The sequence below is a fragment of the uncultured Litoreibacter sp. genome (assembly GCF_947487515.1).
In the GTDB taxonomy this organism is placed as follows: domain Bacteria; phylum Pseudomonadota; class Alphaproteobacteria; order Rhodobacterales; family Rhodobacteraceae; genus Litoreibacter.
Window position 1 is genome coordinate 30,877 of sequence record NZ_CANKWO010000004.1, and the last position, 24,027, is coordinate 54,903.

The window sequence follows — 24,027 nt, forward strand, 5'->3', positions numbered from 1 at the left end:
GCATACAGAACATGGTGGCAGGAGCAAGGTTACAGGTTTGCGTGATGTCACCTTGATCGAAAACTGTGGCTTGGATTGGCCTGTTTTTGTCGGTGCGGCGCAGGGGGGTGATCACGATGGCTTGTGTTTGATGTGACGCCTCTGGTCTTCGGGCAAAGGATCGCGTTTTCTTTGGCGGGTGTTCCAACGAAACAAATGTGCCATGACGCGAATCCTCCATTCCATCCCAATGCTGTATCTGGTGATGTTGATCCCTGGGCGTTTCACGATTTGGGGGCTGTTTGACCACAGTTGGTATTACGCCCAGATGATGAACGACACCGGCGTCTTGTCGGTGCAGCTGCTGGCGCTGACGCTCATGGTGACGCCCGCCTTGCTGGTGATAAATGTCTTGGGCTGCGGGCAGGCCTTTGGGCGTTGGCTGCGCGGACGTCGCAAGCATTTCGGGCTTGGTAGCTTTATCTATGCGGTGCTTCACGTCGTTCACTACGCAATCGAAATCGGCAGCTTCGACGAGATTATCTTCGAGGCCAGCTACCTCGACCTTGCGGCGGGGTGGGTGGCCTTCGCGGTGTTTGCCCTTTTGGCGGCCACATCCAATCAAGGGGCGATCCGTCATTTGGGGCGCAGGTGGAAGCCGCTGCACCAATGGGTGTATCCGGCAGCGGGCCTTACTTTTCTACATTGGTACCTGATCGACCATAACACGCAGCGGGTGCTGTTCTGGATGATGGTGTTTTTCGTGGCCAAGCTGGTTCATCTTGGGCTGAGACGAACCAGACGCCACCGCACCGCTGCTTAGTTGCGGCGGCGTTTCGGGGCAGGCTTCTTCTTCAGCATCGGCTTTTCGTTGTCTTTGCGCGTGCCAAGTTGTTCGCGCAACACGCGTCCTTTGACCTCTTCAAATTCACCAGGGCGCAAATCATTCAGGCGGAACGGGCCGTAGCTGATGCGGATCAAACGGTTCACCTTCAGGCCAACTTCCCCCATGGCGCGGCGGATTTCGCGGTTCTTCCCTTCGCGCAGCCCGACGGTTAGCCAAGCATTGGCGCCTTGTTGGCGGTCAAATTCAACCTCCATGGGTTGAAACTTCTCGCCCTCGGAGATGACGCCGCGGCGCAGTGGCTCCAACGTGTGATCTTCTGGTGTGCCATTCACGCGGACGCGGTACTTGCGCAGCCAGCCGGTTGAAGGCAGCTCTAACTGGCGTTTCAAGGCACCATCATTGGTCAGAAGCAGCAACCCCTCAGAGTTGATGTCCAAACGGCCCACGCTCACCACACGAGGGAGCTTGCCCCGCAAAGAGTCGAAGACCGTCTCGCGGCCCTTTTCATCAGATTCGGATGTCACCAAATCCAGCGGCTTATGGTATCTCCACAGGCGCGTGGGTTCCGGTTCGGCCAGAGGTTTGCCATCGACCACGATCTCGTCGTCACTGGTTACATTAAGGGCAGGCGACAGGATTTGCTTGCCGTTCACAGTTACGCGTCCAGCTTCAATCATCGCCTCGGAGCCGCGGCGCGAGGCGACGCCGGCGCGGGCCAGAACTTTGGCGATACGGTCGCCTTTGGGTGTGTCATTGCTCATATAGGTGGGCCTACGCCCTTGGCGTGGCGTTGTGAAGGGGGTATCCGAAGTCATGGTGTTTACCTCACATATGGAATTGGCGCTGAAAGAAGCGCGACTGGCTGCGGATCGCGGCGAAGTTCCTGTGGGCGCGGTGCTGGTGTCGCCCCACGGGGACGTGCTGGCCTCGGCGGGAAACCGGACGCGGGAATTGAACGACCCTTCAGCACATGCAGAGATGTTGGTCGTGCGCGCCGCCTGTGCGGCGCTGGGTGCGGAGCGGCTGATCGGCTGCGACCTATATGTGACGCTCGAGCCATGCGCCATGTGCGCGGGGGTGATTGCGGCTGCACGCGTGGCACGGGTGTATTACGGCGCGTCAGATCCCAAGTCCGGCGGCACTGCGCATGGGGCGCGCGTGTTTTCGCACGCTCAATCGCACCACACCCCAGAAGTGTACGACGGAATAGACGCAAAGACTTGCGAAGCGCTGCTGACCGAATTTTTCGCGGCGCGGCGTTAGGCCATAATCTACTTTTCGCTACACAGGCGGGTGACCAATGTTTTGAGGCGCATCGTCACAAATCTCATACCACGAAGGCTTTTCGCCAACGAACTCGTGAAACTGGGTCTTCCAATTGACGTCACTATCAATAGTATTCGCCGCAATGGGGAAGCTGTCTTCAGAGGACAGAATTTCACCCAAAGAGGAACCACATAATTTGCAAAAACAGCGCGTGTAAATATAGGGTGAAGCCGGTTCAAAGGTTTGCACCTGATCGCGCCCTTGCACCCACCGAAGGTCGCCCTGCTTGATGAAGGCGATGGTGCTGGCCCCCAGTTTCCGACATCTGGAGCAATGGCAGGTTCCAATCATCGACGGGGGGGAAAGCAACTCGAATTTGATTGCTCCGCAGCAGCAACTTCCCTCAATCATGGCTAAGTCCTTTGTGGCTAATTTGACGTGAACATAAAGTGAACATTGATGTGATGGCAATGAAAAAACGACAGGCTTCGGGCGGTCCGTTTGGACATTCGCGATGGGCTCTGCTTCCTGCGCCTCAAGGCGATTGCGCTGGTCAAATTGTGGCCCCGCCATTGAGACGCTTGAAGCCCGCCAAGCGCAGCGCTAAACGGGGGGCAAGTTTGGCAAGGAGAGTTTCATGTCCATCGATACCGCAACCGCCGCCCGTGTGGCAAAGCTGGCCCGCATCAACGTGCCTGAAGAAGACCTGCCAAAGCTCAAAGATGAGCTGAACGGGATTATCTCCTTCATGGAACAGCTCAATGAGGTAGATGTTGACGGTGTTGAGCCGATGACGTCCGTCACCCCGCAGCGCCTGAAGCGCCGCGAAGATGTGGTGACCGATGGATCGCAGCCCGAAGCTGTGATGAAGAATGCGCCTGATGCGCGTGAAGGCTTTTTTGCCGTGCCAAAGGTGGTTGAATAATGTCTGATCTGAACAAACTCGGCATCGCCGAAGCCCGCGATGCAATGCGCAAAGGGGATGTCACCTCTGTTGAGCTGACGAATGCTTGCCTTGACGCGATTGAAGGCGCTGGCGCGTTGAATGCCTTCGTACATAATACCGCTGATATCGCCCGCTCTCAGGCCACGGCAGCTGATGCCCGCATCAAGGCAGGGGACGCGCCGGATATGTGCGGAATTCCTTTGGGTATCAAGGATTTGTTCTGCATTAAAGGTGTCGACAGCCAAGCGGGTTCGCGCATCTTGGAAGGTTTCAAGCCGGAATATGAAAGCACCATCACGCAGCAGTTGTGGGATGCGGGCTCGGTCATGTTGGGCAAGCTGAACATGGATGAATTCGCCATGGGCTCATCCAATGAAACCTCCGTATACGGCGACGTGGTGAACCCTTGGAAGGTCGATGACCGTAACCTGACGCCGGGCGGATCTTCGGGCGGCTCTGCATCCGCTGTTGCGGCTGACCTGTGCATGGCGGCCACTGGGACGGACACGGGCGGCTCGATCCGCCAACCGGCAGCCTTTACCGGGATCACAGGCCTGAAGCCGACTTATGGTCGGTGCTCGCGCTGGGGTGTTGTGGCTTTCGCGTCGTCGCTGGATCAAGCGGGCCCGATGACCAAATCTGTGCGCGACGCGGCGATCATGCTGGGCGCAATGGCGGGGCATGACGTGAAGGATTCGACCAGCGCCGAGCTGGCGGTGCCAGATTTTGAGGCCGCTTTGACGGGTGACATTCGCGGCAAGAAAATCGGTATTCCCAAAGAATATCGCATGGAAGGCATGCCCGCCGAGATCGAGCAGCTATGGGCCGATGGCACCACCATGTTGAAAGACGCAGGCGCCGAGATCGTCGACATCACCTTGCCGCACACCAAATACGCGCTGCCTGCCTACTATGTGGTGGCACCGGCCGAGGCCTCGTCCAACCTTGCGCGCTATGACGGGGTGCGCTTTGGCCACCGCGCCAAGATTGGCCAAGGCGACGGCATCACCGAGATGTATGAGAAAACCCGCGCCGAAGGCTTCGGCCCAGAGGTGCAGCGCCGCATTATGATCGGCACATATGTGCTAAGCGCGGGCTTCTATGACGCCTATTACAACCGCGCGCGGAAAGTGCGCACCTTGATCAAGAAGGACTTTGAGGACGTGTTCGCCGCAGGTGTCGATGCGATCTTGACGCCCGCCACCCCGTCGGCGGCTTTTGGCCTAGGCGAGATGAAAGACGCAGATCCGGTGCAGATGTACCTTAACGATGTCTTTACGGTCACAGTCAATCTGGCGGGCTTGCCGGGCATTTCGGTGCCCGCAGGGCTAGATAAACAAGGGCTTCCGCTTGGATTGCAGCTGATTGGGCGCCCTTGGGAAGAGGGCGATTTGCTCAACACCGCCTATGCGTTGGAGCAGGCCGCCGGTTTTGTGGCGAAGCCCGAAAAATGGTGGTAATCTTCCACGCAAGTTAGAAAAGGTGAGGCGTAAGATGCGTAGTTTGTTTGCAGTTTTGATCGCAGCCGGCGTGGCAGCATGTGCGGCTCCCGTGCCTGACAGCGGTGCTGGGGTCGGGTTTGATGACTACGACACCTATCTGTCGCAAAAGCAGGCCCGCGACGCGGAGCTGCGTGCACAGCGTTCGGGGCAGACCACTGTGGCCCCTCCGGCTGAGGCGACGCCAGCACAGCAAACCGCAAGTGACGCTGTTGCGGCGGTGCGCGGGACATCCGCGCAGCCAGCGCGCGGGGAATCTGTGCCCGCAGGCATTCAAAACACCTCTCCGAACGCCCCAACCACCGACAACCCCACAATCTCTGACGAGCAGGATTTCCAAGCTGTGTCTGGGCGTCAAAGCATCGAAAGCGATGCCGAACGTCGCCGTGCGCAAAGTGCGCAGTATCAGGTGATTGCGCCGAAGGCTGTTCCGTCGCGCCCAGGTGGCGGCGCACAAACTCCCATTGAGTTCGCGCTGAAAACTAGCCATCCGGTCGGGCAAAAGCAGTATCGCCGCTCGGTGTTTTCTTCCAATAAGGCGGCCAAAGCCTGTGGCGCATATCGCTCCGCAGAGCTTGCGCAGGACGCCTTTTTGAAGGCAGGTGGCCCTAAGAAAGACAAGCTGGGCGTCGACCCAGACGGGGATGGTTACGCCTGTGGTTGGAACCCTGCGGTCTACCGCAACGTGGCCAACAGGGGCTAAGAAGGTGACGCCGGAATGGCGTCCCTCTGCGAACTTCGGAGAGCGCAAGAACGGCGCGCGCCCCACATTGGTCGTGCTGCATTACACCGCCATGGAAAGCTGCGAGGCGGCCTGCCGGACGCTGTGCAACCCCGACAATGAGGTGTCAGCCCATTATCTTATCCGCAAGGATGGCCATGTCATTCAGATGGTGGATGAGGAAAAACGGGCATGGCATGCGGGCGCAGGCACGTGGCGCGGGCAGGGGGATGTCAATTCGCGCTCTATCGGAATTGAGATGTCGAATACCGGATTTGTGCCGTTTTCAGCGCCTTTGATGGATAGTTTGGAAGTTCTGCTGCGCGGGATCATGGCGCGGTGGGAAATTCCGGCGTCCCATGTGATCGCGCATTCGGATTTCGCGCCAGAGCGCAAGATTGACCCAGGAGTGAAGTTTGATTGGCGTCGCTTGGCCCGCCAAGGTTTGGCGATTTGGCCACAAGAAGGTGATGCGCCTGCGGATATGCGCCACTTTGTGAAGGCCGCCACCGATTTTGGTTATCCCGAAGATGTGGCGCCGCAGACCGTTTTGGCCAGTTTCAGGTCGCGATTTAACCCGACCGCTGTGGGGCCGGTAAGCGCCCGCGACGTGTCCATGGCGCAAAGCTTGGCGCGTGACTTCGGGATTGACCAAACCCGCAACGGCGCGTAGGCGGAACCTGCGCGGAGGGCCGGATGACCGCGGACCGTTTGGTTCGAGGAAAGTCCGGACTCCACAAGGCAACGGTGCCGGGTAACGCCCGGGCGGAGCAATCCGACGGATAGCGCCACAGAGAAGAGACTGCCCTCGTATATCGGGGGTAAGGGTGAAACGGTGGGGTAAGAGCCCACCGCGCCGCTGGCAACAGGGGCGGCAAGGCAAGCCCCACCGGGAGCAATGCCAAATAGGAACCGCGTGAAGGCTTCGGTCTTCGGGGATGCTTTGTCCCCAGCAGGTTCGGGTTGGCAGCTAGAGGGCCACGGGTAACTGTGGCTTTAGATGAATGGTCATCCAGAGGGGGCAACCCCTTGGACAAAATCCGGCTTATAGGCCCTCCGCGCATATCTCACAGGCCCCAAACGGAGCCGCTTTCGCGGCCCCTCTTGATGCGGTGGTTACTCGCCGAGGGCAATGCCTTCGCGTCGCGGATCCGCCCCGCCCAACAATCCGGCTTCACTGACCGCAATCGCATGAATGCCGGAGTTAAGCCCGCGAACGTTCGTCTCGAACCCCAATTCGATCAACGGTTCGGATAGTTGAACCGCATCGGTGCCTTCCTCCAGATCATAGGTGCCAAAGCGGTTTACCAAATGGGGCAAGGAAACTGCGGCTTGCGGGTCAAGGCCCCAGTCCAGATGGGCGATGATGGTCTTGGCCACATAGCCGATGATGCGCGATCCTCCCGGGGACCCGACAATAAGAACAGGTTTGTCGTCCTTCAGCACAATCGTCGGTGACATGGAGGACCGTGGGCGCTTGCCCGGTTCGATCCGGTTGGCAATCGGGATGCCGTCTTTGTGGGTTCTAAAGGAGAAATCGGTCAGCTCGTTGTTCAACAAAAAACCTCCCGGTGCCATTAGGCGCGACCCGAAACCATTCTCGATGGTTGTGGTCATGCTCAGGGCGTTGCCGAACTGGTCGACGATGGAGATATGAGAGGTGGACGGCAGCTCAATGCTCTCGTCATCCGCCCGAAGCCCCGCGTGATCAAAGGGGGGCGCGCCTGCGGATACCTCGGTTAGGGCTGTGTCGCGGGCAAGCAATGCCGCGCGCGAGGCAAGGTAGTCGGGATCAACCAAACCCTTGGTCGGCATTGGCACAAAGTCGCTATCCGCCATGTAGCGCCCGCGGTCCGCGAAAGCGAGTCGCGACGCATCACCGATCAATCGCCAGCTTTCGGGGCTGTCTTTGCCCAAAGCCGCAAGGTCGTGATGCTCCAGCATGCCAAGGATTTGCCCGACCGTCAGGGCACCCGATGAGGGTGGCCCCATGCCGCAAATGTCATGCGCGCGGTAGGTGGCGCACACTGGGGCACGTTCCTTGACCGCATAAATCGACATATCCGTCATCGACAACACGCCGGGGTTGCCTTGGGCGTTGTCGACTGTGTCAACGATACCTTGGGCGATTTCGCCGGTGTAGAAGGCCTTGGCGCCCCCGCTCGCGAGTGCGCGCAAGGTCTTGGCGTAGGCGGCGTTGGTCAGGGTGCTGCCTTGTTCAATGGCGACCCCTTCGGGCGCGAAATAGGCTGCGGTGCGCGGGAAGCGGCTCAGGCGCTCTTTGTCAGAGGCCACGAGGGCTGCCAGACGCGGAGAGACCTCAAACCCGCCTTCCGCCAACGCGATGGCGTCGGTAAACAGGGTCGGCCAATCCGCCCGCCCCCAATTTGCATGGGCCTTTTCCATCAAAGCAGGGGTTCCGGGGGTTCCAACAGACAAGCCGCCGACCACTGCGTCGAAAAATTTCAAAGGTTCGCCGGCCTCATCTTGAAACATGCGCGGTGTGGCTGCCAAAGGGGCCGTTTCGCGGCCGTCCAGCGTGGTCATCTCGCCGGTTGCCCCATCATACCACACAAGGAACGCCCCACCTCCCAAGCCGGAGCTTTGAGGCTCCACCAATCCCAGCACCGTTTGCACCGCCACCATGGCATCAGCCGCCGTGCCTCCGTCCGAAAGAACACGTGCTCCTGCGCGCACAGCCAATGGGTTTGCCGCCGAGATCATCCACTTGGAGGCCGCGACCGGATCACCGCTGCGTTTTGTCAGCTGCGCGGTGGCTATTTCCGGAACATAGGCATCAGCGGCCTCCTGCGCGGCAAGCGGCAAAGTGCTGACGGGCAGGGCGGCAAGGACCACTGGGAAGATGGGCAAAAGGCGCATGGGTAATTTCCTTCTTGGGTATAGCTTATATTCATCACTTTACGCCCCTGTATTGCAAGTGTGTAAGTAGGATCCCGCTTTCGCGGTTGACTCGGCTCGCCAAGGGGGTAAAAGGCGGTTCAACAGAATTTCCGAGCGCCCAATTCAGGTGCGTTCGCCCCCAGAGGAGAAGTGAGATGGCGAAGCCAACCACGATCAAAATCCGCCTGAACTCGTCCGCTGGCACGGGCCACTTTTATGTGACCAAAAAGAATGCCCGCACCATGACTGAGAAGATGGTCGTGCGCAAATACGATCCCGTAGCGCGCAAGCACGTTGAATATAAAGAAGGTAAGATCAAGTAAGATCGCCTCCTTTAAAGAGACAGCACAAGCCGCGCCTTCGAGCGCGGCTTTTTGCTTTCGGCGGCCGGCTGAATGGCTGCTGTCTTGATTGCTCAGGTTTCCCGCCAATTGAAAGAGCTGCCATTTTTACGGGATTTTCCCTTGATGGACTCAGTCGAGGACACTACCGTGCCCACTACATATTGGGGATGTTTGATGTGAAAAAACTATTACTACTGTCAGTTTTGGGTCTTGCTGCCTGCACAGAAACCCGCGGCGTTCACGGCGATTGGGTTCAGGGGGCGCGGTTCGCTCCGAATGATGTGGTCGAATATCGCGCACGGGCAAAACGCGGGGAACCGGGCGTATTTCCGGCACCAAGCGGCTACTCCGTCTACACAAGACAACAACGTATTGCCGCAGGCGCGGCCTCCGCAGACGGGGTCATCCGCAAAGGAACCGCCTCGTCGCGGACTGGCGTCTATTCCGGCCCTGGGCACAATGCCCGTGGCGAACCTGTGGGCCACAACGGGCAAGGGGCACAAGCCAGCACCACCGCTGGCAACAGCCCTCACCGCAGCAACGCGCTGGTCGCTGCGAAGTCGACCACCACAGGTGGTCAATCCGTGAATATTGGCAATGAAACTTTGAAGGTTTACCACATCGACGTGGGCGACACGTCCTATGCGGTGTTCCGCAAGCCAAGCTTTACCGGACCCGCGACAATTGACCGTGCTCAAGAGGGCAACCTGCAAGCCGCTCTGCCGTCGCTTACCGGCTGCTCTAGCGTTGCGGGGCCTTTCATGTTCGGGCCTTACGGCAAGTCGAACACGCATATGGTATACGCGTTGAACTGCGGTTAACTTACTTCACGACACATGCAAAAAGGGCCAGCGATTTGCTGGCCCTTTTCGTTTGTTTGATCTGTAGAGAGGCGCTTATTCGCGGCCGCCCATGAACTGCAACAAGAACATGAACATGTTCAGGAAGTTCAGATACAGGCTCAACGCGCCCATGATGGCGGATTTGGCAAGCCATTCGGTTTCGCCGTAGTTGGCCATCTGGATGTACTCGTTCTTCAGGCGCTGCGTGTCATAGGCGGTAAGGCCCGCGAAGATCAGCACACCAAGGGCAGAGATCGCGAATTGTACGGCAGAAGACGCCAAGAAGATGTTCACGATAGAGGCCAAGATCAGGCCGATCACGCCCATAATCAGGAAAGAGCCCCAGCCGGAGATATCTTTCTTCGTGGTGTAGCCGTAGAGGCTAAGACCGGCGAAGGCGATAGCGGTGACCATGAAGGTCTGCGCGATGGAAATGCCGGTGTAGACCGCGAAGATGTAGCTGATCGACAGGCCCATCAGCGCAGAGAAGCCCAAAAAGACCAATTGTGCCGCGCCAGCGGACAGACGGTTGATCATCGCGCCCATGCCGAACACAACGACCAATGGTGCAAACATCACAACCCAACGTAGTGGGGTGCCGAAGATTGCGGCCAACATGGCCTCATTGGTGCCGACGAAAAAGGCAACACCACCGGTAATCAGCATCGCGATCGACATTAGGCCGTAGATTTTGCTCATATGGGCCTTAAGGCCCGCATCAATGACGCTGGAGCGGCGACCAGCGCCTACCGAGCCCATTGTGTCAAATTCAGCCATGGAAAAGTCTCCCTATTTGGCGAGTTGATAAAGAACTGGGCACATCCCAGCGTTGTATGGGCTTAAAGTGGGGCAGCTGGCCGCCATTTTCAAGCTATTCTGCAGTATTTTGGGAACAAATCGCGCGGGTTTGATTAAACTGACACGACAGTGGAGTCCTTTATGTTCTCCATAACGAAGCTGGCCGAGATATCGCGTACTGGCACCATCGATATCAGTTTTTTGTAGAACCGGTCGTAATCCGCTACGTCGGCGACCTGCACGCGCAATACATAGTCCAAATCGCCACTCATGCGGTGGGCGCCGGTGATCTCAGGTAAAACATGTACCGCTCGCTCAAACGCCTTGAGCCATTCGGGCGTGTGATCGGCGGCGCGCATCAAGATGAACACAAGTTGGCCTTTGCCCAGCATCGCGGCGTCCACCAAGGCCACTCGCGCGCGTATTGCACCGGTTTCCTCTAGACGTTTGACGCGCCTCCAGCAGGCATTTCGGGACAAATGGACCGTGTTTGCAAGTGAATCGATGCTCAAAGTGGCATCTTCTTGTAGGAGTTTCAGGATTTGGCGGTCTGTTTGGTCTAATAAGTTGCTCATTCTTGAGATTGTATCCCATATTTGGCCGAAGTGGCAGTGATATTTGAGATGATTGTGCCTTGGGTCAAATGGCACAGTGCCCTTGAACAATTCAGGAGCGCGACAATGTCTGACAACAGCCAAACCCCAAGCCGTCCAAACTTCCTTGCGGCCATGCGCAGTCACCCTGCCTCGGTGGGCGAGACCTACTTCGGCCACATGCGATTTGCGCTGCGGTTCTCCGGCTTGTTGTTTGCAGCAGCTGGGGCCGCCTTGGTTCACGCAATCCTGCCCGCATTGTTTGAAACGACCGCAAGTCAGATGATCCGGCGCATGTATGCGATGATCGAGGGCCGTCACTAACATGTGCAGGCTGGCCGCGTGGATCGGAGAACCCGCCCCGATTGAGCAAGTGGTGATTGCGCCTGCGCATTCGCTTTTGACCCAAAGTCAGGATGCAACCGAGGCAAAACTGGCGGTGAACGGTGATGGATTCGGGCTGGCTTGGTATCAAGACGAAGACCCGCGTCCGGGGCAATACAGGGATGTGCAGCCCGCGTGGTCGGACGGGAATCTTCCCAACTTGTGCCGGATGATACGGTCGCATGTGTTCTTGGCGCATGTGCGGGCCTCGACGGGGACGGAAACCTCGCGCTTGAACTGTCACCCCTTCACCTATGGGCGTTGGTCGTTCATGCACAATGGTCAAATTGGGGGCTACGCGCGGTTGCGCCGCAGGTTTGAGGCGGGATTGCCTGATGCGCTATATGAGCTCAGGCGCGGCAGCACGGATTCGGAGTTGCTGTTCTTGATGATGCTCGACGCGGGGCTTGAGACCGACCCAGAAGGCGCGGTGGCGCGTGTTGCGGCACGGATCAGGGCTGCGCGGGTGCCACAAGACAAGCCGGATCGGATCACTTGTGTCATGTCAGATGGTGCGAATATTTATGCGCTTCGGCTGGCCAGTGACCAGCTTGCCCCAACACTATATCATCGTACCGATGCCCAAGGGACCCTTGTCGCCTCCGAACCTTTGGAGGCGGGGCAGGCAGGGTGGCAGGCATTTAAACGCGACGGGTTGGCCATCGTGTCGGCAAAAGGCGTGCAGTACCAAGATCTGCACGCCTGTGCCTAATGCCTACTTCCAATAGCTCGGCGCATCCCAAACAGGGCGTGCGGCTTCGGCCTCTGCTTCTGCGCGGTTCAGGCCGATATCGGCCAGCCGAGTATCATCAAGGGCCGCCAATGCGCGGCGTTGACGGTAGAGATCGATGTAGCCCATGACGCCTGTTCTGCGCGATGTGGCGCGGGAAAGCGGGATCGTAGAGGAGATGAAGTTAGTCATTGGTCTATCCTTCGTGATTTGTGATGTTAATATGATTTTGAATCATTTATGTTGATGTGTATGCCACCTTGTGGCTCATATGGAAAATGAATGGTTTTGAGATAATACATCACAGGAATTGATATGGCCCGAAATCTGGACATCACATCGCTTCGCTCTTTTATCGCCGTCGCCGATAGCGGAGGGGTCACCAAAGCGGCAGGCTACCTACATTTGACGCAATCAGCGGTCTCGATGCAGCTTAAGCGTTTGGAAGAAACATTGGATGTGTCCCTTTTGGACCGGTCAAATCGTTCTGTGTCCCTAACCGCAGAGGGGGAGCAGCTTCTCAGTTATGCGCGACGCATGTTGGCGCTCAATGATGAGGCCTATACCCGTCTCACCGCCAAGGAATTTGAGGGGGAAATCACCCTCGGCGTGCCACATGACATTATATATCCCTATATTCCCCCGATCCTGCGGGCTTTTGCGGCGGATTTTCCTCGGGTGCAAATCCGTTTGGTGTCGGCGCCCACCACGCGGTTGCGCGACATGTTCGGGCGGGGTGAATGTGATGTCATTCTCACCACCGAAGAACAGGCCGGTCCAGGGGGTGAGGCTTTGGTGACCCTGCCTTTGATTTGGATCGGTGCGTTGGACGGAACCGCATGGAAGCAAGACCCGCTACCGGTCGCCTTTTGTCAGAACTGCATTTTCCGCTCTGGCGTGTTGAAACGTTTGGACGAGGCAGATCTTGATTGGGACATGGTGGTCGATTCGGATTTGGATAACGCCGTCGAAGCCGTGGTGAGCGCCGATCTGGCGGTTCACGCGGCCATCACTGGCGTTTACCCGCGCCAGACCGGCCCTGTCGCGCATGGCGGCAGGCTGCCCGACCCGGGGCAGACCCGCATCGTTTTATACCTGCAGGCCAAAGAGGACCCGATGCTGGTCGCATTGCGTGATATGATCCGTGACGCCTATTTGTCAGAGTGGACGCCAAGAGAGGCATCGCAACTTACGGCGTGATGACGACCTTGCCGGTGGAGCGGCGCGACCGCAGCAGCTCCAGCCCGTCGCTGGCTTTGTCCAGCGGCAGGCTATGGCTGATATGCGGGTGCAATTTGCCCTCGGCGTACCATTGCGACAATTGCTTTAGGCTGTCGGTCAGAACTTCGGGCTTAAAGCGCAAATAGCCGCCCCAGTAGAAGCCGATGACGTTGATATTCTTAACCAGCAGGTGGTTGGCGGCGATTTGAGGCACCGTTCCGGAGGCAAAGCCGATGGTCAGCACGCGCGCTTCGGGTTTGCAGGCACGCAGGGCGGCGGTGAACAAATCGCCTCCTACGGGGTCATAGACCACATCTGCCCCACCAAGCGATTTCACCACGTCGCGCAAGTCGTCGGTGCTGGTGTCGATCACATGGTCCGCACCGGCGTTGCGGCATATCTCCAACTTGTCCTTGCCTCTTGCCGCGGCGATGACCGTAGCCCCCATCAGTTTGCCCAGCTCCACTGCGGTCAAGCCAACGCCGCCGGCAGCCCCCAGAACCAACAATGTGTCGCCTGCTTTCAGTTGCGCACGGTAGTTCAGGGCGACATGCGAGGTCGAATAAGCCACTTGAAATGCGGCGGCGTCCTCAAATCCCATGGTATCGGGCAAAGGCACGCAAAGCGCCGCGTCAAACACACCGTAGTCCGCCAATCCGCCGTAGCCGCCAAATACCGCAATGCGGGTGCCGACTGCGGGGGTTGTCACCCCTTGGCCAAGGGCGGTGACAACTCCTGCGACCTCCATTCCCAAGGTGAAGGGCAGCGCAGGGCGTTCCTGATAAGTGCCTTTGATCATGAGTAAATCGCCGAAATTCAACCCGCAGGCCTCTATTTTCACCAAAACCTCGCCTTGGGCTGGGGCGGGGGTGGCAATGTCTTGCACCAAGGGGGGGGTGTCGTATTCGGTTACCTGAACTGCGCGCATCGGGTGGGCTCCTCGTGATCGATTTGCGCGAACTTATATCCGCTGACCAGCGCTGGCCATGGTGAAATCGGCAGCGCTTTGGCGGGAGGGTTAACCGTTTCTTTGCATTCTGCTGCACAAACTGACCGCGACACATCAGGAGAGAGGCTGCATGGCGCATAGGGTGGACATACACGTTGGCAAGCGCCTGCGGCATCGCCGTTGGATGGTCGGTATGACGCAGGGCGAACTGGCGGACACGCTGGGAATCAGGTTTCAGCAAATCCAAAAATACGAATCCGGCACCAATCGGGTGTCCGCCTCGCGGTTATGGGACATAGCACAGGCCTTAGACGTGCCGATTGCCTACTTCTTTCAAGGGTTGGACCCAAGGGAATCCGAACTTGAGGACGAAACGCAAGAAGCAGTCGGTTTGCTTCGCTTCTACCGGTCGATGCCAGATAAAGAGCGACAGCGTTTGCGCGAAATGGCGTTGCAGCTAACGGAGCCGGAAGTCGTCTCCTCTTGATCCTGCGGCGCGTCCACGCGACAAGGGGCTGAACGACTAACGCTGCGCGAGGCCCGAATGAACCAAGAGCTACAGGCCGAACTGGTCTCTTTGACGCATGAACTGGCGGATGCGGCGCGTGTGGAGACGCTTAAGCACTTTCGCGGCGGCGGGTTGCAGACAGCCAGCAAATTGACAGGTGGGTTTGATCCGGTGACCGTGGCCGACCGCGCCGCCGAACAAGTGATGCGCAACCTGATCGAAGCCGCCCGTCCCGATGACGGGATTTTGGGCGAAGAATTTGGCAACAAAGCCGGTGTTTCGGGGCTGACATGGGTGCTGGACCCGATTGATGGGACGCGCGGCTATATCTCTGGCACGCCGACGTGGGGCACCTTGATCGGGCTGCATGACGGAACCTCCGTGATTATGGGGCTCATTGATCAACCCTACATCGGGGAACGCTTCTTTGGCGGGTTTGGGAAAACCTCGTTCGCCGGCCCGCTTGGTGCCGGACATCTCACCACCTCCCAGCAGCAGGACTTGTCACAAGCCATTATCTTTTCGACCTTCCCAGAAGTCGGCAGCGCGGCCGAGGCGCAGGCCTTTAACGCGGTGGCGCAGCAGTGCAAGTTGACCCGCTTTGGGATGGATTGTTACGCATATGGCCTGTTGGCTGCGGGGCAGATTGACCTGATCATTGAGGCAGGCCTGCACCCTTACGACATTCAAGGCCCAATCGGCGTGATCGAAGCCGCTGGGGGTATCGTGACCAATTGGACCGGCGGCCCAGCCGATCAAGGCGGGCAGGTGGTTGCTGCGGCGACGCCGGAGCTGCACGCTGCGGCATTGGCAATCCTTGCGGCTCATGTCTGAACTGCTGATCAAAAACGCGCAGACCGTCCTGACCATGGACACCGCGCGCCGAGAGTTGCACGGCGCAGACATTTTAATCCGCGATGGCGAGATCATCGACCTCGGGGTCGGGCTGTCAACCACGGGACGCGTTGTTGACGCGGCGGGCTGCGTTGTGACGCCGGGTTTGGTGAACACGCATCACCATTTGTATCAATCGCTGACCCGCGCCGTGCCGGGGGGGCAGGACGCGCTTTTGTTTGGCTGGCTGAAAACCCTCTACCCGATTTGGTCGCGGTTCGGGCCTGAGGAGATGTTCATCTCGGCCAAGACAGGTTTGGCAGAGCTTGCGCTATCGGGGTGCACGATGACGTCTGACCATCTGTATTTGTTCCCCAACGGCGCAAGGCTAGATGACACGATTGCGGCGGCACAAGAGGTTGGGCTGCGGTTTCACCCGACGCGCGGTGCCATGAGCATTGGGGAAAGTGACGGCGGGTTGCCCCCCGATTCATTGGTCGAGGCGGAACGGGCGATTCTGGAAAATAGCATTCGCGTGGTTGATCAGTTTCATGATGCCAGCGCCAATGCCATGCTGCGTGTCGGGATTGCGCCGTGCTCTCCTTTTTCGGTCAGCCGCGAGTTGATGCGTGATGCAGCGATTCTGGCCCGTGACAAAGGGGTGATGTTGCACACGCATCTGGCAGAAAACGACGAGGATATCGCCTATAGTCTGGAGAAATTCGGCTGTCGCCCGGGGCAATATGCACAGGATTTGGGCTGGGTCGGGGATGACGTATGGCATGCGCATTGCGTGAAACTTGACGGTGCAGAAATCGACCTGTTTGCCGCGACGCGCACGGGGGTCGCGCATTGCCCCTGTTCGAACTGTCGTCTTGGATCGGGCATTGCCCCCATTCGCGCGATGCGTGACGCCAAGGTGCCTGTTGGCTTAGGCGTTGATGGCTCTGCGTCAAATGATGCGGGAAACTTGATCGGTGAAGCCCGACAGGCGATGTTGTTGCAACGCGTCGCAGGCGGAGCGGACGCGATGTCCGCACGTGAGGCGTTGGAAATAGCCACACGTGGCGGGGCGCAAGTCCTCGGACGCGGGGATGAGTGCGGGCAATTGCGCAAGGGCTTTCGCGCAGATATCGCCATCTGGGACGTGAGCGGCATCGAAAGCGCAGGGTCTTGGGATCCGGCAGCCTTGCTATTGGCTGGCCCCACGCGGGTGCGCGATTTGTTCGTTGAGGGTCAGGATGTTGTGCGAGACGGACATTTCGCCAAGTTTGATCTTGCGGCGACAGTTGAAAAACAAAATTCATTGGCCCGCAAGCTGGCCGACGACCTTTAGAAATGATGGGAGAGGGCATGACGTTAAAAATCTGGATGACTTTGATTGTAACAGGGCTGATGGCCGGCTGCACACCAGAGGAGCCAGCGAAAGTCGCTCCGCCCGCCCACGTAAGCGCTTCGGCAGTGTCACAGGACGAGGTCGGATCCTTGCTGAATACCGAGCGGGCCAAGCAAGGTCTGCACGCTTTAACCATGAACCCCAAGCTTGCGGCCGCCGCACGTGTTCATGCGCAAGATATGGCGCGGGCCGGCTTCTTTAGTCACACCGGCTCTGACGGCTCCATGCCTGCGGATCGGGTACGTGCTCAGGGATATGGTTTCTGCTTTGTGGCCGAAAACATCGCGCAAGGACAGCCCACTGCGGGGCAAGTAATGCAGGCTTGGATGGACAGCCAAGGCCACCGCAGAAACAACTTGTCATCTGCCGCGCGCGACTATGGTGCCGCCAACGCGCAGGGGGATTACTGGGTGCTGGTCTTCGGGGCCTCTGGCTGCTGAAACCGGCCTAGTTTTGCACGGGCTTTCCCCCGACCCAGACAGCCTTGGTGGCGCGATCATCGCCCATCATAATCGTCGGAAATACCGCTTCCCAAAAGTCGTTGGCACGGGTGCTGCGCTGGGAAATTGCAGGGGTCGAGGCAAGATCAAGCACCAGCAAATCCGCCTCCATACCGGCAGCAAGATTGCCGATTTTGTCATCCATATGCAGCACTTGCGCAGAGCCGCATGTCGCCAACCAAATCAGTTGCGCTGGGTGCAGGGGCGTGCCCCGCAACTGGCTCAACTCATAGGCGGCGGCCATGGTGCGCAGCATGGAAAACGAGGAGCCGCCTCCGGTGTCCGTCGCCAGCCCCACCCGTTGGCCTTGGGCTTTCATACGTGCGGTTTCGAAAATACCCGACCCGATAAAGGTGTTTGACGTAGGGCAATGCACCATTCCTGCGCCGACCTCCTTCAGGCGGGCCTCTTCGCGCTCGGTTAGGTGGATGGCATGCCCGAAGACCGCGCGCTCCCCCAGCAACCCGTGGGTCTCATAGGTATCAAGATAGTCGCGAGATTGCGGGAACAACTCTTGCACCCATTCGATTTCTTCATGCTGCTCGGAGATATGGGTCTGCATCAGACACTCGGGGTGTTCCGCCCATAAGGCGCCCAGAGCGGCAAGTTGATCAGGCGTAGACGTTGGCGAAAACCTTGGGGTGATGACATATTCCAGCCGGTCACGCCCGTGCCATTTTTCCAGCAAGGCTTTGCTGTCGTCATAAGCGCTTTGGGCTGTGTCCCGCAGGGTGTCGGGGGCGTTGCGGTCCATGCAGGTTTTGCCGGTGAAGGCACGCAGTCCGCGCGACTGGGCCTCGCGGAAGTAGGCGTCCACGCTGGCAGGGTGGCTTGTGGCGAAGCTAACAGAGGTGGTCGTGCCGTTGGACAAGGCGATGTCGAAGTAGCGCTTGGCGATGTCGCGGGCATATTCGGGATCGGCCAGTCGGGCCTCTTCTGGAAAGGTGTAGCTGTTCAGCCAGTCGATCAATCGCTTGCCCCAGCTTGCAATCATCGCGGTTTGCGGGAAATGCAGATGCGCATCAATGAACCCAGCCATGATCAGAGCATTGCCATAGTCTGTCACGATTGCCCCTTGCGGGACATCAATGCTGTCGGCGGCACCAACCGCCAGTATTTTACCATCTGCAATGGCCACGGCGCCGCGACGCTCTACTTGGGCGGCCGTGTCAAAGGGTGTGGAAAACGGGTCAGCGGCAAAGCGAAGCGTTTGCCCGAGCAAGATATGTGTCGCTGTGTTCATGCGAACGGTGGTAACGCGCCGGAATGCGGATGTGAATTGCAGAATGCGACTGTTGCTTGCCTCTGGCCTTCGCTATGACAAGGTAAGTTGCACCTTTAGCCGCAGGAGCTCTCCCTTCATGGCCGATGATCTGACGGAACAGCCTGATGCAGGTGATGACGATTACACCTTGGAACGCTCCTTAACCTCCGCTGTGCGCGCCGCCTTGGAGGGGATGGATGCAATCGCCATTGACGCCGCCCTAGACCCGCTGCACCCCGCCGACGTCGCCGACTTAATGGAGCAAATTAGCCCCAATGAGCGCCGCGCGCTGCTGGGTTTGTGGTCTATGGGGATCGACGGCGAAGTTCTGTCCGAGTTGGACGAAAACCTGCGCGAAGAAGTCATCAGCTATCTGCCCAAAGGCGTTCTGTCTGAAGCTGTACGCGAGATGGATTCAGACGATGTGGTCGATCTGGTTGAGGATTTGGAAGACGACCAGCAAGAGATGATCCTTGGCGCGTTGAAAGACGTGGACAGGGTCGCAGTAGAGCAGGCACTTGCCTATCCGGAGCACTCGGCAGGCCGCCTGATGCAACGCGAACTGGTGGTGGCGCCAGAGGATTGGAGCGTCGGGCAGGCGATTGACTTTTTGCGGCGCGACGACAATCTGCCGGAGCAGTTTTATCACGTCATCTTGGTGGACCCCGCCTATCATCCAACGGGATATGTCACCTTGGGCAAGCTGCTGGGCAGCCCACGCGTGACCAAATTATCCAAGATTATGGAAGAAAGCTTTCGCACCATACCAGTCACCCAGCCCGAAGAAGACGTGGCCTATGCGTTCAATCAGTATCACCTGATTTCCGCCCCAGTGGTTGACGAAGACGACCGGCTGGTCGGGGTGATAACCATTGATGACGCGATGGTGGTTCTGGATGATGAGGCCGAGGAAGACATTCTGCGCCTTGCGGGGGTCAGCGGCGAGGAAAGCCTGTCTGACCGAACGCTCGACACCGTGCGCCAGCGCCTCCCCTGGTTGGGGGTGAACTTGCTCACGGCGATTTTGGCCAGTGTGGTGATTGCTCAATTCGAAGCCTTGCTGGCGCAAATAGTGGCTCTGGCTGTGCTAATGCCGATCGTCGCGTCGATGGGCGGCAATGCTGGCACCCAATCACTGACCGTGGCAGTGCGCGCTATTGCGACGAAGGACCTTACGGGGTCCAACCTGTGGCGCGTTGTGCGGCGTGAGGCGCTGGCGGGGTTGCTGAACGGGTTTATCTTCGCGGTGGTTATGGGGGCTGTGGGACTGCTTTGGTTTGGCACCCCTATGCTGGCGATCGTGATCGCGGTGGCCATGGTGGTCAACATGGTGGTCGCGGCCTTAGCGGGCATTTTGATCCCGATCGGACTTGAAAAGCTGGGTGTTGACCCCGCGTTGGCCTCAGGGGCCTTCGTGACAACGGTGACGGATGTCGTGGGGTTCTTCGCCTTCTTGGGCTTGGCGGCGATAATGCTGATCTAAATTTGACGCCTAGCCTTTGGGCATTTGCAGGGTCAAGGTGCGCCCGCCTTTGGTGTATTTCAGCTGGCTTTCGCTAATGGCTGCAACCCGTCCGCCATCAACGCGGTCGCCGACGCCGACCTTTTTGAAGCGACCATTGGGCATCCGCACCAAAGCGCGGCGGCTGGAAGATTTCCCGAAAATGCCCACAAGTGCGACCTTGCCTAGGGCAATCGCATTGTTGTCCGTCGCGGCGCGCGCCACGGTAGCGCGGGTCGTGCCTGTGGGGGCGGCACGGCTGCTGCGGACAACTGCGGGGCCTGTGCTGCGACCGACTGCGGCCGTGGAGGCGGCGGCGGCGGGAGTTGCGGCTTTTTCTTTTGGGGCTTTGCGAGCACGAGCAACCACACGGGCAAAGTTGCGCGGGCGGCTGTCGGGGCGTTGAGAACGTGCAACGGCTTGGGCGGTCGGCTTGTCTTGCTCGGCCTGAGCGGCGGCCACAGCGGCTTCGGCATCGGCTTGCGCGGCTGCGATGGCCTCTTCTTCAAGCTTTTCGGCTTCGGCCTGTGCCAAAGCGCGGGCGATGGCTTCTTCGCGGGCCTTGGCCTGCGCGTCGGCTGGGCGAATGGTGGGGCGAATTTTCGCGAGCTCGGCATTCGTGCGCCCGCCTTGAGTGGCCCGCTCAAATTGTTCTTGAAGGTTGCTAGGGCGCGGTGTGGGTTTGAACCCCGCCAAACGGGCGTCGGCCACAGGCGCGGCGTCTTCCTCGACGGGCAGCTCCTCTGTTGACTGCGCGGTTTCAGGCACAAGGCCCTCTGGGCGGCGTTGGGGCACTACCGGAGGTTTCCCCGCGAACACCATAATTCCGTCAGGATTTTCAGCCCCTTCTGCGGTTGGCTTCACAAGGCCACGGGCATCAAGGCTGCGCAAAATGGTGGCCGCTGGCGGTCGTGCGGGAATTTGAAACTCCAGAGATTTTGCCGCCGTGTCAAAACCGGCCAATGCTGGCGCATCTTCAAATGCCAAGTCCGGATCTAGAGAGGCTCTATACAGGTCGTCCAAGCCCTGCGTCGCGACATCAAGCTGCAAGTCAGGGGCCAATTGCCACACGCCGGACACCGCATAAGCGGTTTCCGCCTCTGTCTGCGTCATCGGTGGAACGGGGGATAGATCGGGCTCGGGAAGCTCCGCCTCGGCGATCTCTTCGGGCGATGGGGCCGTGAAGGGCGTGTCGCTGTCTTGTTGGGGCAGGGCGGCCAGACGCTCGCTGTCCTCAAGCGTCGTGTCGGGGATAGGGAGCTCACCGGTTTGGGCCGTCTCAGTGGCGGGGGAGCTTCTGCCAAACAGCCGCGTGACGGCATTATCAGGCAGCAGGTAGGAGGAAAGGGCCGCGAACAACAACAGGGCCACAATCAGCAAGCCGGTTAGGATAAGCCCCAAGAACCGAGGTTTCCCAGTGGCCTGACGGGCGGCGAGATCGGCAATCGGGTCAGACTTGGCTGTCGAAGCCGCGCTTGGTGACGCGGATTTTGCCTTGCTTGGGGCGGTTTTGGTCCGTTGCGCTGTGGCGCGCAGGGCCGCGATCCCTTTGCTCATTCGGGATGGGCTGGAGGGCGCTGGCTGGACGGCCGGTTTCTGTGTGGCGGCTGACGGTGGAACAACAGGGGGCGTTGTTTTCGCCTTTGTCGTGCCGCCTGATTTTACCCGAGGTTCTGCCCGTGGCGCTTTCTTTTTGCTGGATTTTCCGGCGCTGTCACCATTGGGGATGCCAATGCGCGGGGCGCGGGAGGTGAGCGTTTCACCCGCGTCATCCCTTGCTGGCCCGACAGTGGGCTTACGGCGCGAGGAAAATGCGGCGGGGGGTGTGACGGGAAGGTCCGGCTCCTGCTCCGACACGGGGGTGTCCTCGGGGAGCGGGTCAATCGGTTCAGACGGCTCGATTGTGTCTTCGGGGTGATCCTCTTCCTGCGCCGCCTCAACGCTTGGGGCGGGCGGGACATCTTCAGGGACATCTTCAGCGTTATCCGCGTCAAGCTCAGCCACTTGGGCTGCGGTAAGAACCGAAAATACTTCGTCATCAACCACCCCTTGGCCGCCAACAGAAGGCAACGGTCCAAGATTAGGCGAGCCGGTAAAGTGATACGGATCGGGAAGGGCGGTAAATCCGACAGGGTTGAAGCCATAGGGGCCTAAGAAGGCCTCGGCCTCCAGCAGGGTCTCGCGGGCGACGGCCACAACTTGCACCTCAGGCGGCTCTCCTGAAACATCATAAACCAGCTGGGCGGCGGTGTAGGGGGTGCGTTCTTCTAGGGCGTGATCAATGTCGGCTTTGACGTCGCCGGTGATGGCGATCGTCGCATAAAGCAACTGCGACGGCGGCAGGATCAGCTTTGTTGTAAAGTCGGGTCCGCCGATGTCTTCCGCAGTGTTGCGAAGATCAGCAAGGGCCGCGCCAAGGTCTTCACTGTCCAACGCAGCCTCGGCGACTTCCACCCAACCCGCACCCGACGGATGGCGATGGAGAAGGACGATGCCTTCTTCAGAAAGGTTGAGGGCAAAATTTGGTGTCATTCGAGGCGCGCCATCTCGTAGGTTGTCGTAGAACTTCAGTGGCAAAGCCCCTGATAGCGCAAGGATATATTACATTCGCGCCATAAGGAAGTTAAACCGCCCCCGACAGCTAAGCCGAGGGCGGAATGCAGTTAAGCTGTGGCTTTTGACAACGCCTGATCCAAATCAGCGATCAGATCTTCAACGTTTTCAGTACCAATGGAGACGCGCACCATGTTGGCACCGGCACCGGCGGCCTCTTGCTGCTCTGGGGTCAATTGACGGTGCGTGGTCGATGCCGAGTGAATAATCAGCGACCGCGTGTCGCCCAGATTGGCCACATGAGAGAAAATCTCAAGGTTGTCGACCAGCTTGACGCAGGCGTCATATCCGCCCTTCACCGCGAAGGTGAACAGGCCGCTGGCCCCCTTCGGGCAGACCTTTTGTGCAACGTCATAGTAAGGCGATGATTTCAGACCCGCATAGGTAACCGCGTCAATACGTGGGTCATTTTCCAGCCACTCCGCGACTTTTTCGGCGTTGTAGACATGGCGCTCCATGCGCAATGACAGGGTTTCGACCCCCATCAACGTGTAATGCGCCGCCTGTGGGTTCATCGTCATGCCAAGATCACGCAATCCGATTGCGATACCGTGGAATGTGAAGGCGAGGGGGCCGAATGTCTCGGCGAAGGTCAGGCCGTGATAGGCGGGCTCGGGTTGGGAAAGCGACGGGAACTTATCCGATGCTGTCCAGTCAAACTTGCCGCTGTCCACAACGCAGCCACCGGTCACCGTGCCGTTGCCGGTCAGGTATTTCGTGGTGGAGTGGACGACCAATGTGGCCCCAAGGGCGATTGGGTTGCACAGGTAAGGGGTGGCGGTTGTGTTGTCGATGATCAAAGGCAGACCGACCTTATCGGCAACATCTGCGATTGCGCGCACGTCCATGACATGGCCACCAGGGTTGGCGATGGCTTCGCCGAAAATGGCGCGGGTGTTTTCATCGACAGCGGCCTCAACGGCGGCAGGGTCGTCCATGTCGACAAATTTAGCCTCCCAGCCGAAGCGTTTGATTGTTTGGGACAATTGCGTCACGGAGCCACCATAAAGGCGTGTAGATGCCACGATGTTGCACCCTGGCTGCATCAATGGAAACAACGCCATGATCTGAGCGGCGTGCCCCGAAGAACAGCAAACTGCGCCTACGCCACCCTCTAGGGTTGCGATACGCTCTTGCAACACTGCAACCGTGGGGTTGGTCAGACGCGAATAGATATAGCCTACTTCTTGCAGGTTGAACAAAGCGGCCGCGTGCTCGGCGTCGCGGAACACATAGGCTGTTGTTTGGTAGATAGGGGTTTGGCGTGCGCCGGTTGCTGGATCTGGCCGTGCACCTGCGTGGATTTGCAGCGTGTCGAAGCCAAGGTTTTGTGGATCGGACATTTGAATCTCCCTAAGATTTTAACTTGCGGTGGACACTAGAGGGTTGTC

General features: G+C 58.8%; 26 protein-coding genes and 1 other RNA gene. 17 read left to right on the forward strand and 10 right to left on the reverse strand.

Annotation, left to right across the window (positions count from 1 at the left end):
- Positions 1-202: 202 nt before the first annotated feature.
- Entirely contained in the window at positions 203-802 is a 600-nt protein-coding gene (locus tag Q0746_RS14030; RefSeq protein WP_298261355.1) for a ferric reductase-like transmembrane domain-containing protein, read from the forward strand.
- Here Q0746_RS14030 and Q0746_RS14035 read toward each other — a convergent pair.
- On the reverse strand, positions 799-1,587 hold the full coding sequence (locus tag Q0746_RS14035) for a pseudouridine synthase (protein WP_298261357.1): 789 nt from the start codon (positions 1,585-1,587) through the stop codon (positions 799-801). The genes Q0746_RS14030 and Q0746_RS14035 overlap by 4 nt on opposite strands.
- Before the next feature lie 52 nt (positions 1,588-1,639).
- On the opposite strand from Q0746_RS14035, the gene Q0746_RS14040 reads away from it, so the two are divergent.
- Positions 1,640-2,089, forward strand: a complete 450-nt coding sequence (locus tag Q0746_RS14040; protein WP_298261359.1) for a nucleoside deaminase — start codon at positions 1,640-1,642, stop codon at positions 2,087-2,089.
- An 18-nt stretch (positions 2,090-2,107) separates the two neighbouring features.
- Here Q0746_RS14040 and Q0746_RS14045 read toward each other — a convergent pair whose 3' ends face one another.
- Positions 2,108-2,503, reverse strand: coding sequence for a GFA family protein (locus Q0746_RS14045; RefSeq protein WP_298261361.1), 396 nt, complete (start codon positions 2,501-2,503; stop codon positions 2,108-2,110).
- Between the two features lie 226 nt (positions 2,504-2,729).
- Here Q0746_RS14045 and gatC point away from each other — a divergent pair, with 226 nt between their 5' ends.
- From gatC to rnpB, 5 genes are all read left to right on the forward strand, one after another.
- On the forward strand, positions 2,730-3,017 hold the full coding sequence (gene gatC, locus Q0746_RS14050; RefSeq protein ID WP_298261363.1) for an Asp-tRNA(Asn)/Glu-tRNA(Gln) amidotransferase subunit GatC: 288 nt from the start codon (positions 2,730-2,732) through the stop codon (positions 3,015-3,017).
- Positions 3,017-4,498 (forward strand): Asp-tRNA(Asn)/Glu-tRNA(Gln) amidotransferase subunit GatA, encoded by a 1,482-nt coding sequence (gene gatA, locus Q0746_RS14055; RefSeq protein WP_298261366.1) that lies wholly within the window; start codon positions 3,017-3,019, stop codon positions 4,496-4,498. The genes gatC and gatA overlap by 1 nt, the downstream gene beginning before the upstream one ends.
- Before the next feature lie 34 nt (positions 4,499-4,532).
- Entirely contained in the window at positions 4,533-5,240 is a 708-nt protein-coding gene (locus tag Q0746_RS14060; protein ID WP_298261368.1) for a hypothetical protein, read from the forward strand.
- Positions 5,241-5,244: 4 nt separating this feature from the next.
- On the forward strand, positions 5,245-5,931 hold the full coding sequence (locus Q0746_RS14065; protein ID WP_298261370.1) for an N-acetylmuramoyl-L-alanine amidase: 687 nt from the start codon (positions 5,245-5,247) through the stop codon (positions 5,929-5,931).
- Between the two features lie 11 nt (positions 5,932-5,942).
- An RNA gene (gene rnpB / locus Q0746_RS14070) (RNase P RNA component class A) lies at positions 5,943-6,322 on the forward strand.
- A gap of 52 nt (positions 6,323-6,374) precedes the next feature.
- Here rnpB and ggt read toward each other — a convergent pair.
- Positions 6,375-8,138: a gamma-glutamyltransferase gene (gene ggt / locus Q0746_RS14075; RefSeq protein ID WP_298261372.1), complete on the reverse strand. Its 1,764-nt coding sequence runs from the start codon at positions 8,136-8,138 to the stop codon at positions 6,375-6,377.
- 176 nt (positions 8,139-8,314) lie between these two features.
- Between ggt and rpmG the strand changes: the two genes are divergently transcribed.
- Together rpmG and Q0746_RS14085 are read left to right on the forward strand one after the other, a co-directional pair.
- Positions 8,315-8,482 (forward strand): 50S ribosomal protein L33, encoded by a 168-nt coding sequence (gene rpmG / locus Q0746_RS14080; RefSeq protein ID WP_011454349.1) that lies wholly within the window; start codon positions 8,315-8,317, stop codon positions 8,480-8,482.
- Between the two features lie 197 nt (positions 8,483-8,679).
- Positions 8,680-9,324 (forward strand): hypothetical protein, encoded by a 645-nt coding sequence (locus Q0746_RS14085; protein WP_298261374.1) that lies wholly within the window; start codon positions 8,680-8,682, stop codon positions 9,322-9,324.
- A gap of 75 nt (positions 9,325-9,399) precedes the next feature.
- Here Q0746_RS14085 and Q0746_RS14090 read toward each other — a convergent pair whose 3' ends face one another.
- Both Q0746_RS14090 and Q0746_RS14095 read right to left on the reverse strand, forming a co-directional pair.
- Entirely contained in the window at positions 9,400-10,122 is a 723-nt protein-coding gene (locus Q0746_RS14090; protein ID WP_298261376.1) for a Bax inhibitor-1/YccA family protein, read from the reverse strand.
- A gap of 134 nt (positions 10,123-10,256) precedes the next feature.
- Positions 10,257-10,718, reverse strand: coding sequence for an Lrp/AsnC family transcriptional regulator (locus tag Q0746_RS14095; RefSeq protein WP_298261377.1), 462 nt, complete (start codon positions 10,716-10,718; stop codon positions 10,257-10,259).
- 105 nt (positions 10,719-10,823) lie between these two features.
- Here Q0746_RS14095 and Q0746_RS14100 point away from each other — a divergent pair, with 105 nt between their 5' ends.
- Both Q0746_RS14100 and Q0746_RS14105 read left to right on the forward strand, forming a co-directional pair.
- Positions 10,824-11,060 (forward strand): DUF6356 family protein, encoded by a 237-nt coding sequence (locus Q0746_RS14100; protein ID WP_298261379.1) that lies wholly within the window; start codon positions 10,824-10,826, stop codon positions 11,058-11,060.
- A gap of 1 nt (position 11,061) precedes the next feature.
- Positions 11,062-11,832, forward strand: a complete 771-nt coding sequence (locus Q0746_RS14105) for a class II glutamine amidotransferase (RefSeq protein ID WP_298261380.1) — start codon at positions 11,062-11,064, stop codon at positions 11,830-11,832.
- A gap of 3 nt (positions 11,833-11,835) precedes the next feature.
- Here Q0746_RS14105 and Q0746_RS14110 read toward each other — a convergent pair whose 3' ends face one another.
- Positions 11,836-12,042: a DUF1127 domain-containing protein gene (locus Q0746_RS14110; protein ID WP_298261382.1), complete on the reverse strand. Its 207-nt coding sequence runs from the start codon at positions 12,040-12,042 to the stop codon at positions 11,836-11,838.
- Positions 12,043-12,165: 123 nt separating this feature from the next.
- Here Q0746_RS14110 and Q0746_RS14115 point away from each other — a divergent pair, with 123 nt between their 5' ends.
- The gene (locus tag Q0746_RS14115) at positions 12,166-13,050 is read left to right on the forward strand and encodes a LysR family transcriptional regulator (RefSeq protein WP_298261384.1); all 885 of its coding nucleotides are present in this window, start codon (positions 12,166-12,168) and stop codon (positions 13,048-13,050) included.
- Here Q0746_RS14115 and Q0746_RS14120 read toward each other — a convergent pair.
- Positions 13,040-13,999, reverse strand: a complete 960-nt coding sequence (locus Q0746_RS14120; RefSeq protein ID WP_298261386.1) for an NADPH:quinone oxidoreductase family protein — start codon at positions 13,997-13,999, stop codon at positions 13,040-13,042. The genes Q0746_RS14115 and Q0746_RS14120 overlap by 11 nt on opposite strands.
- A 151-nt stretch (positions 14,000-14,150) precedes the next feature.
- On the opposite strand from Q0746_RS14120, the gene Q0746_RS14125 reads away from it, so the two are divergent.
- From Q0746_RS14125 to Q0746_RS14140, 4 genes are read left to right on the forward strand one after another with little or no spacing between them, the layout of a single operon-like run.
- Positions 14,151-14,507, forward strand: a complete 357-nt coding sequence (locus Q0746_RS14125; RefSeq protein WP_298261388.1) for a helix-turn-helix transcriptional regulator — start codon at positions 14,151-14,153, stop codon at positions 14,505-14,507.
- Between the two features lie 57 nt (positions 14,508-14,564).
- Entirely contained in the window at positions 14,565-15,362 is a 798-nt protein-coding gene (gene hisN / locus Q0746_RS14130) for a histidinol-phosphatase (RefSeq protein WP_298261390.1), read from the forward strand.
- Positions 15,355-16,698: an 8-oxoguanine deaminase gene (locus tag Q0746_RS14135; protein ID WP_298261392.1), complete on the forward strand. Its 1,344-nt coding sequence runs from the start codon at positions 15,355-15,357 to the stop codon at positions 16,696-16,698. Before hisN ends, Q0746_RS14135 begins: the two co-directional genes overlap by 8 nt.
- Positions 16,699-16,715: 17 nt before the next feature.
- Positions 16,716-17,198, forward strand: coding sequence for a CAP domain-containing protein (locus tag Q0746_RS14140; protein WP_298261394.1), 483 nt, complete (start codon positions 16,716-16,718; stop codon positions 17,196-17,198).
- A gap of 7 nt (positions 17,199-17,205) precedes the next feature.
- On the opposite strand, the gene guaD is transcribed toward Q0746_RS14140, so the two are convergent.
- Positions 17,206-18,501, reverse strand: a complete 1,296-nt coding sequence (guaD, locus tag Q0746_RS14145) for a guanine deaminase (protein WP_298261396.1) — start codon at positions 18,499-18,501, stop codon at positions 17,206-17,208.
- 118 nt (positions 18,502-18,619) lie between these two features.
- Here guaD and mgtE point away from each other — a divergent pair, with 118 nt between their 5' ends.
- Positions 18,620-20,005, forward strand: coding sequence for a magnesium transporter (mgtE, locus tag Q0746_RS14150; protein ID WP_298261398.1), 1,386 nt, complete (start codon positions 18,620-18,622; stop codon positions 20,003-20,005).
- Between the two features lie 9 nt (positions 20,006-20,014).
- Here mgtE and Q0746_RS14155 read toward each other — a convergent pair whose 3' ends face one another.
- Together Q0746_RS14155 and Q0746_RS14160 are read right to left on the reverse strand one after the other, a co-directional pair.
- The gene (locus tag Q0746_RS14155) at positions 20,015-22,555 is read right to left on the reverse strand and encodes a hypothetical protein (protein WP_298261400.1); all 2,541 of its coding nucleotides are present in this window, start codon (positions 22,553-22,555) and stop codon (positions 20,015-20,017) included.
- 131 nt (positions 22,556-22,686) lie between these two features.
- Positions 22,687-23,979, reverse strand: coding sequence for an O-acetylhomoserine aminocarboxypropyltransferase/cysteine synthase family protein (locus Q0746_RS14160; RefSeq protein WP_298261402.1), 1,293 nt, complete (start codon positions 23,977-23,979; stop codon positions 22,687-22,689).
- Positions 23,980-24,027: the final 48 nt, after the last annotated feature.

Coding starts and splice junctions, on each gene's coding strand:
- Q0746_RS14030 (WP_298261355.1), top strand. CDS start 203: ATGACGCGAATCCTCCATTCCATCCCAATGCTGTATCTGGTGATGTTG.
- Q0746_RS14035 (WP_298261357.1), bottom strand. CDS start 1,587: ATGAGCAATGACACACCCAAAGGCGACCGTATCGCCAAAGTTCTGGCC.
- Q0746_RS14040 (WP_298261359.1), top strand. CDS start 1,640: ATGGTGTTTACCTCACATATGGAATTGGCGCTGAAAGAAGCGCGACTG.
- Q0746_RS14045 (WP_298261361.1), bottom strand. CDS start 2,503: ATGATTGAGGGAAGTTGCTGCTGCGGAGCAATCAAATTCGAGTTGCTT.
- gatC (WP_298261363.1), top strand. CDS start 2,730: ATGTCCATCGATACCGCAACCGCCGCCCGTGTGGCAAAGCTGGCCCGC.
- gatA (WP_298261366.1), top strand. CDS start 3,017: ATGTCTGATCTGAACAAACTCGGCATCGCCGAAGCCCGCGATGCAATG.
- Q0746_RS14060 (WP_298261368.1), top strand. CDS start 4,533: ATGCGTAGTTTGTTTGCAGTTTTGATCGCAGCCGGCGTGGCAGCATGT.
- ggt (WP_298261372.1), bottom strand. CDS start 8,138: ATGCGCCTTTTGCCCATCTTCCCAGTGGTCCTTGCCGCCCTGCCCGTC.
- rpmG (WP_011454349.1), top strand. CDS start 8,315: ATGGCGAAGCCAACCACGATCAAAATCCGCCTGAACTCGTCCGCTGGC.
- Q0746_RS14090 (WP_298261376.1), bottom strand. CDS start 10,122: ATGGCTGAATTTGACACAATGGGCTCGGTAGGCGCTGGTCGCCGCTCC.
- Q0746_RS14095 (WP_298261377.1), bottom strand. CDS start 10,718: ATGAGCAACTTATTAGACCAAACAGACCGCCAAATCCTGAAACTCCTA.
- Q0746_RS14100 (WP_298261379.1), top strand. CDS start 10,824: ATGTCTGACAACAGCCAAACCCCAAGCCGTCCAAACTTCCTTGCGGCC.
- Q0746_RS14105 (WP_298261380.1), top strand. CDS start 11,062: ATGTGCAGGCTGGCCGCGTGGATCGGAGAACCCGCCCCGATTGAGCAA.
- Q0746_RS14110 (WP_298261382.1), bottom strand. CDS start 12,042: ATGACTAACTTCATCTCCTCTACGATCCCGCTTTCCCGCGCCACATCG.
- Q0746_RS14115 (WP_298261384.1), top strand. CDS start 12,166: ATGGCCCGAAATCTGGACATCACATCGCTTCGCTCTTTTATCGCCGTC.
- Q0746_RS14120 (WP_298261386.1), bottom strand. CDS start 13,999: ATGCGCGCAGTTCAGGTAACCGAATACGACACCCCCCCCTTGGTGCAA.
- Q0746_RS14125 (WP_298261388.1), top strand. CDS start 14,151: ATGGCGCATAGGGTGGACATACACGTTGGCAAGCGCCTGCGGCATCGC.
- hisN (WP_298261390.1), top strand. CDS start 14,565: ATGAACCAAGAGCTACAGGCCGAACTGGTCTCTTTGACGCATGAACTG.
- Q0746_RS14135 (WP_298261392.1), top strand. CDS start 15,355: ATGTCTGAACTGCTGATCAAAAACGCGCAGACCGTCCTGACCATGGAC.
- Q0746_RS14140 (WP_298261394.1), top strand. CDS start 16,716: ATGACGTTAAAAATCTGGATGACTTTGATTGTAACAGGGCTGATGGCC.
- guaD (WP_298261396.1), bottom strand. CDS start 18,501: ATGAACACAGCGACACATATCTTGCTCGGGCAAACGCTTCGCTTTGCC.
- mgtE (WP_298261398.1), top strand. CDS start 18,620: ATGGCCGATGATCTGACGGAACAGCCTGATGCAGGTGATGACGATTAC.
- Q0746_RS14155 (WP_298261400.1), bottom strand. CDS start 22,555: ATGACACCAAATTTTGCCCTCAACCTTTCTGAAGAAGGCATCGTCCTT.
- Q0746_RS14160 (WP_298261402.1), bottom strand. CDS start 23,979: ATGTCCGATCCACAAAACCTTGGCTTCGACACGCTGCAAATCCACGCA.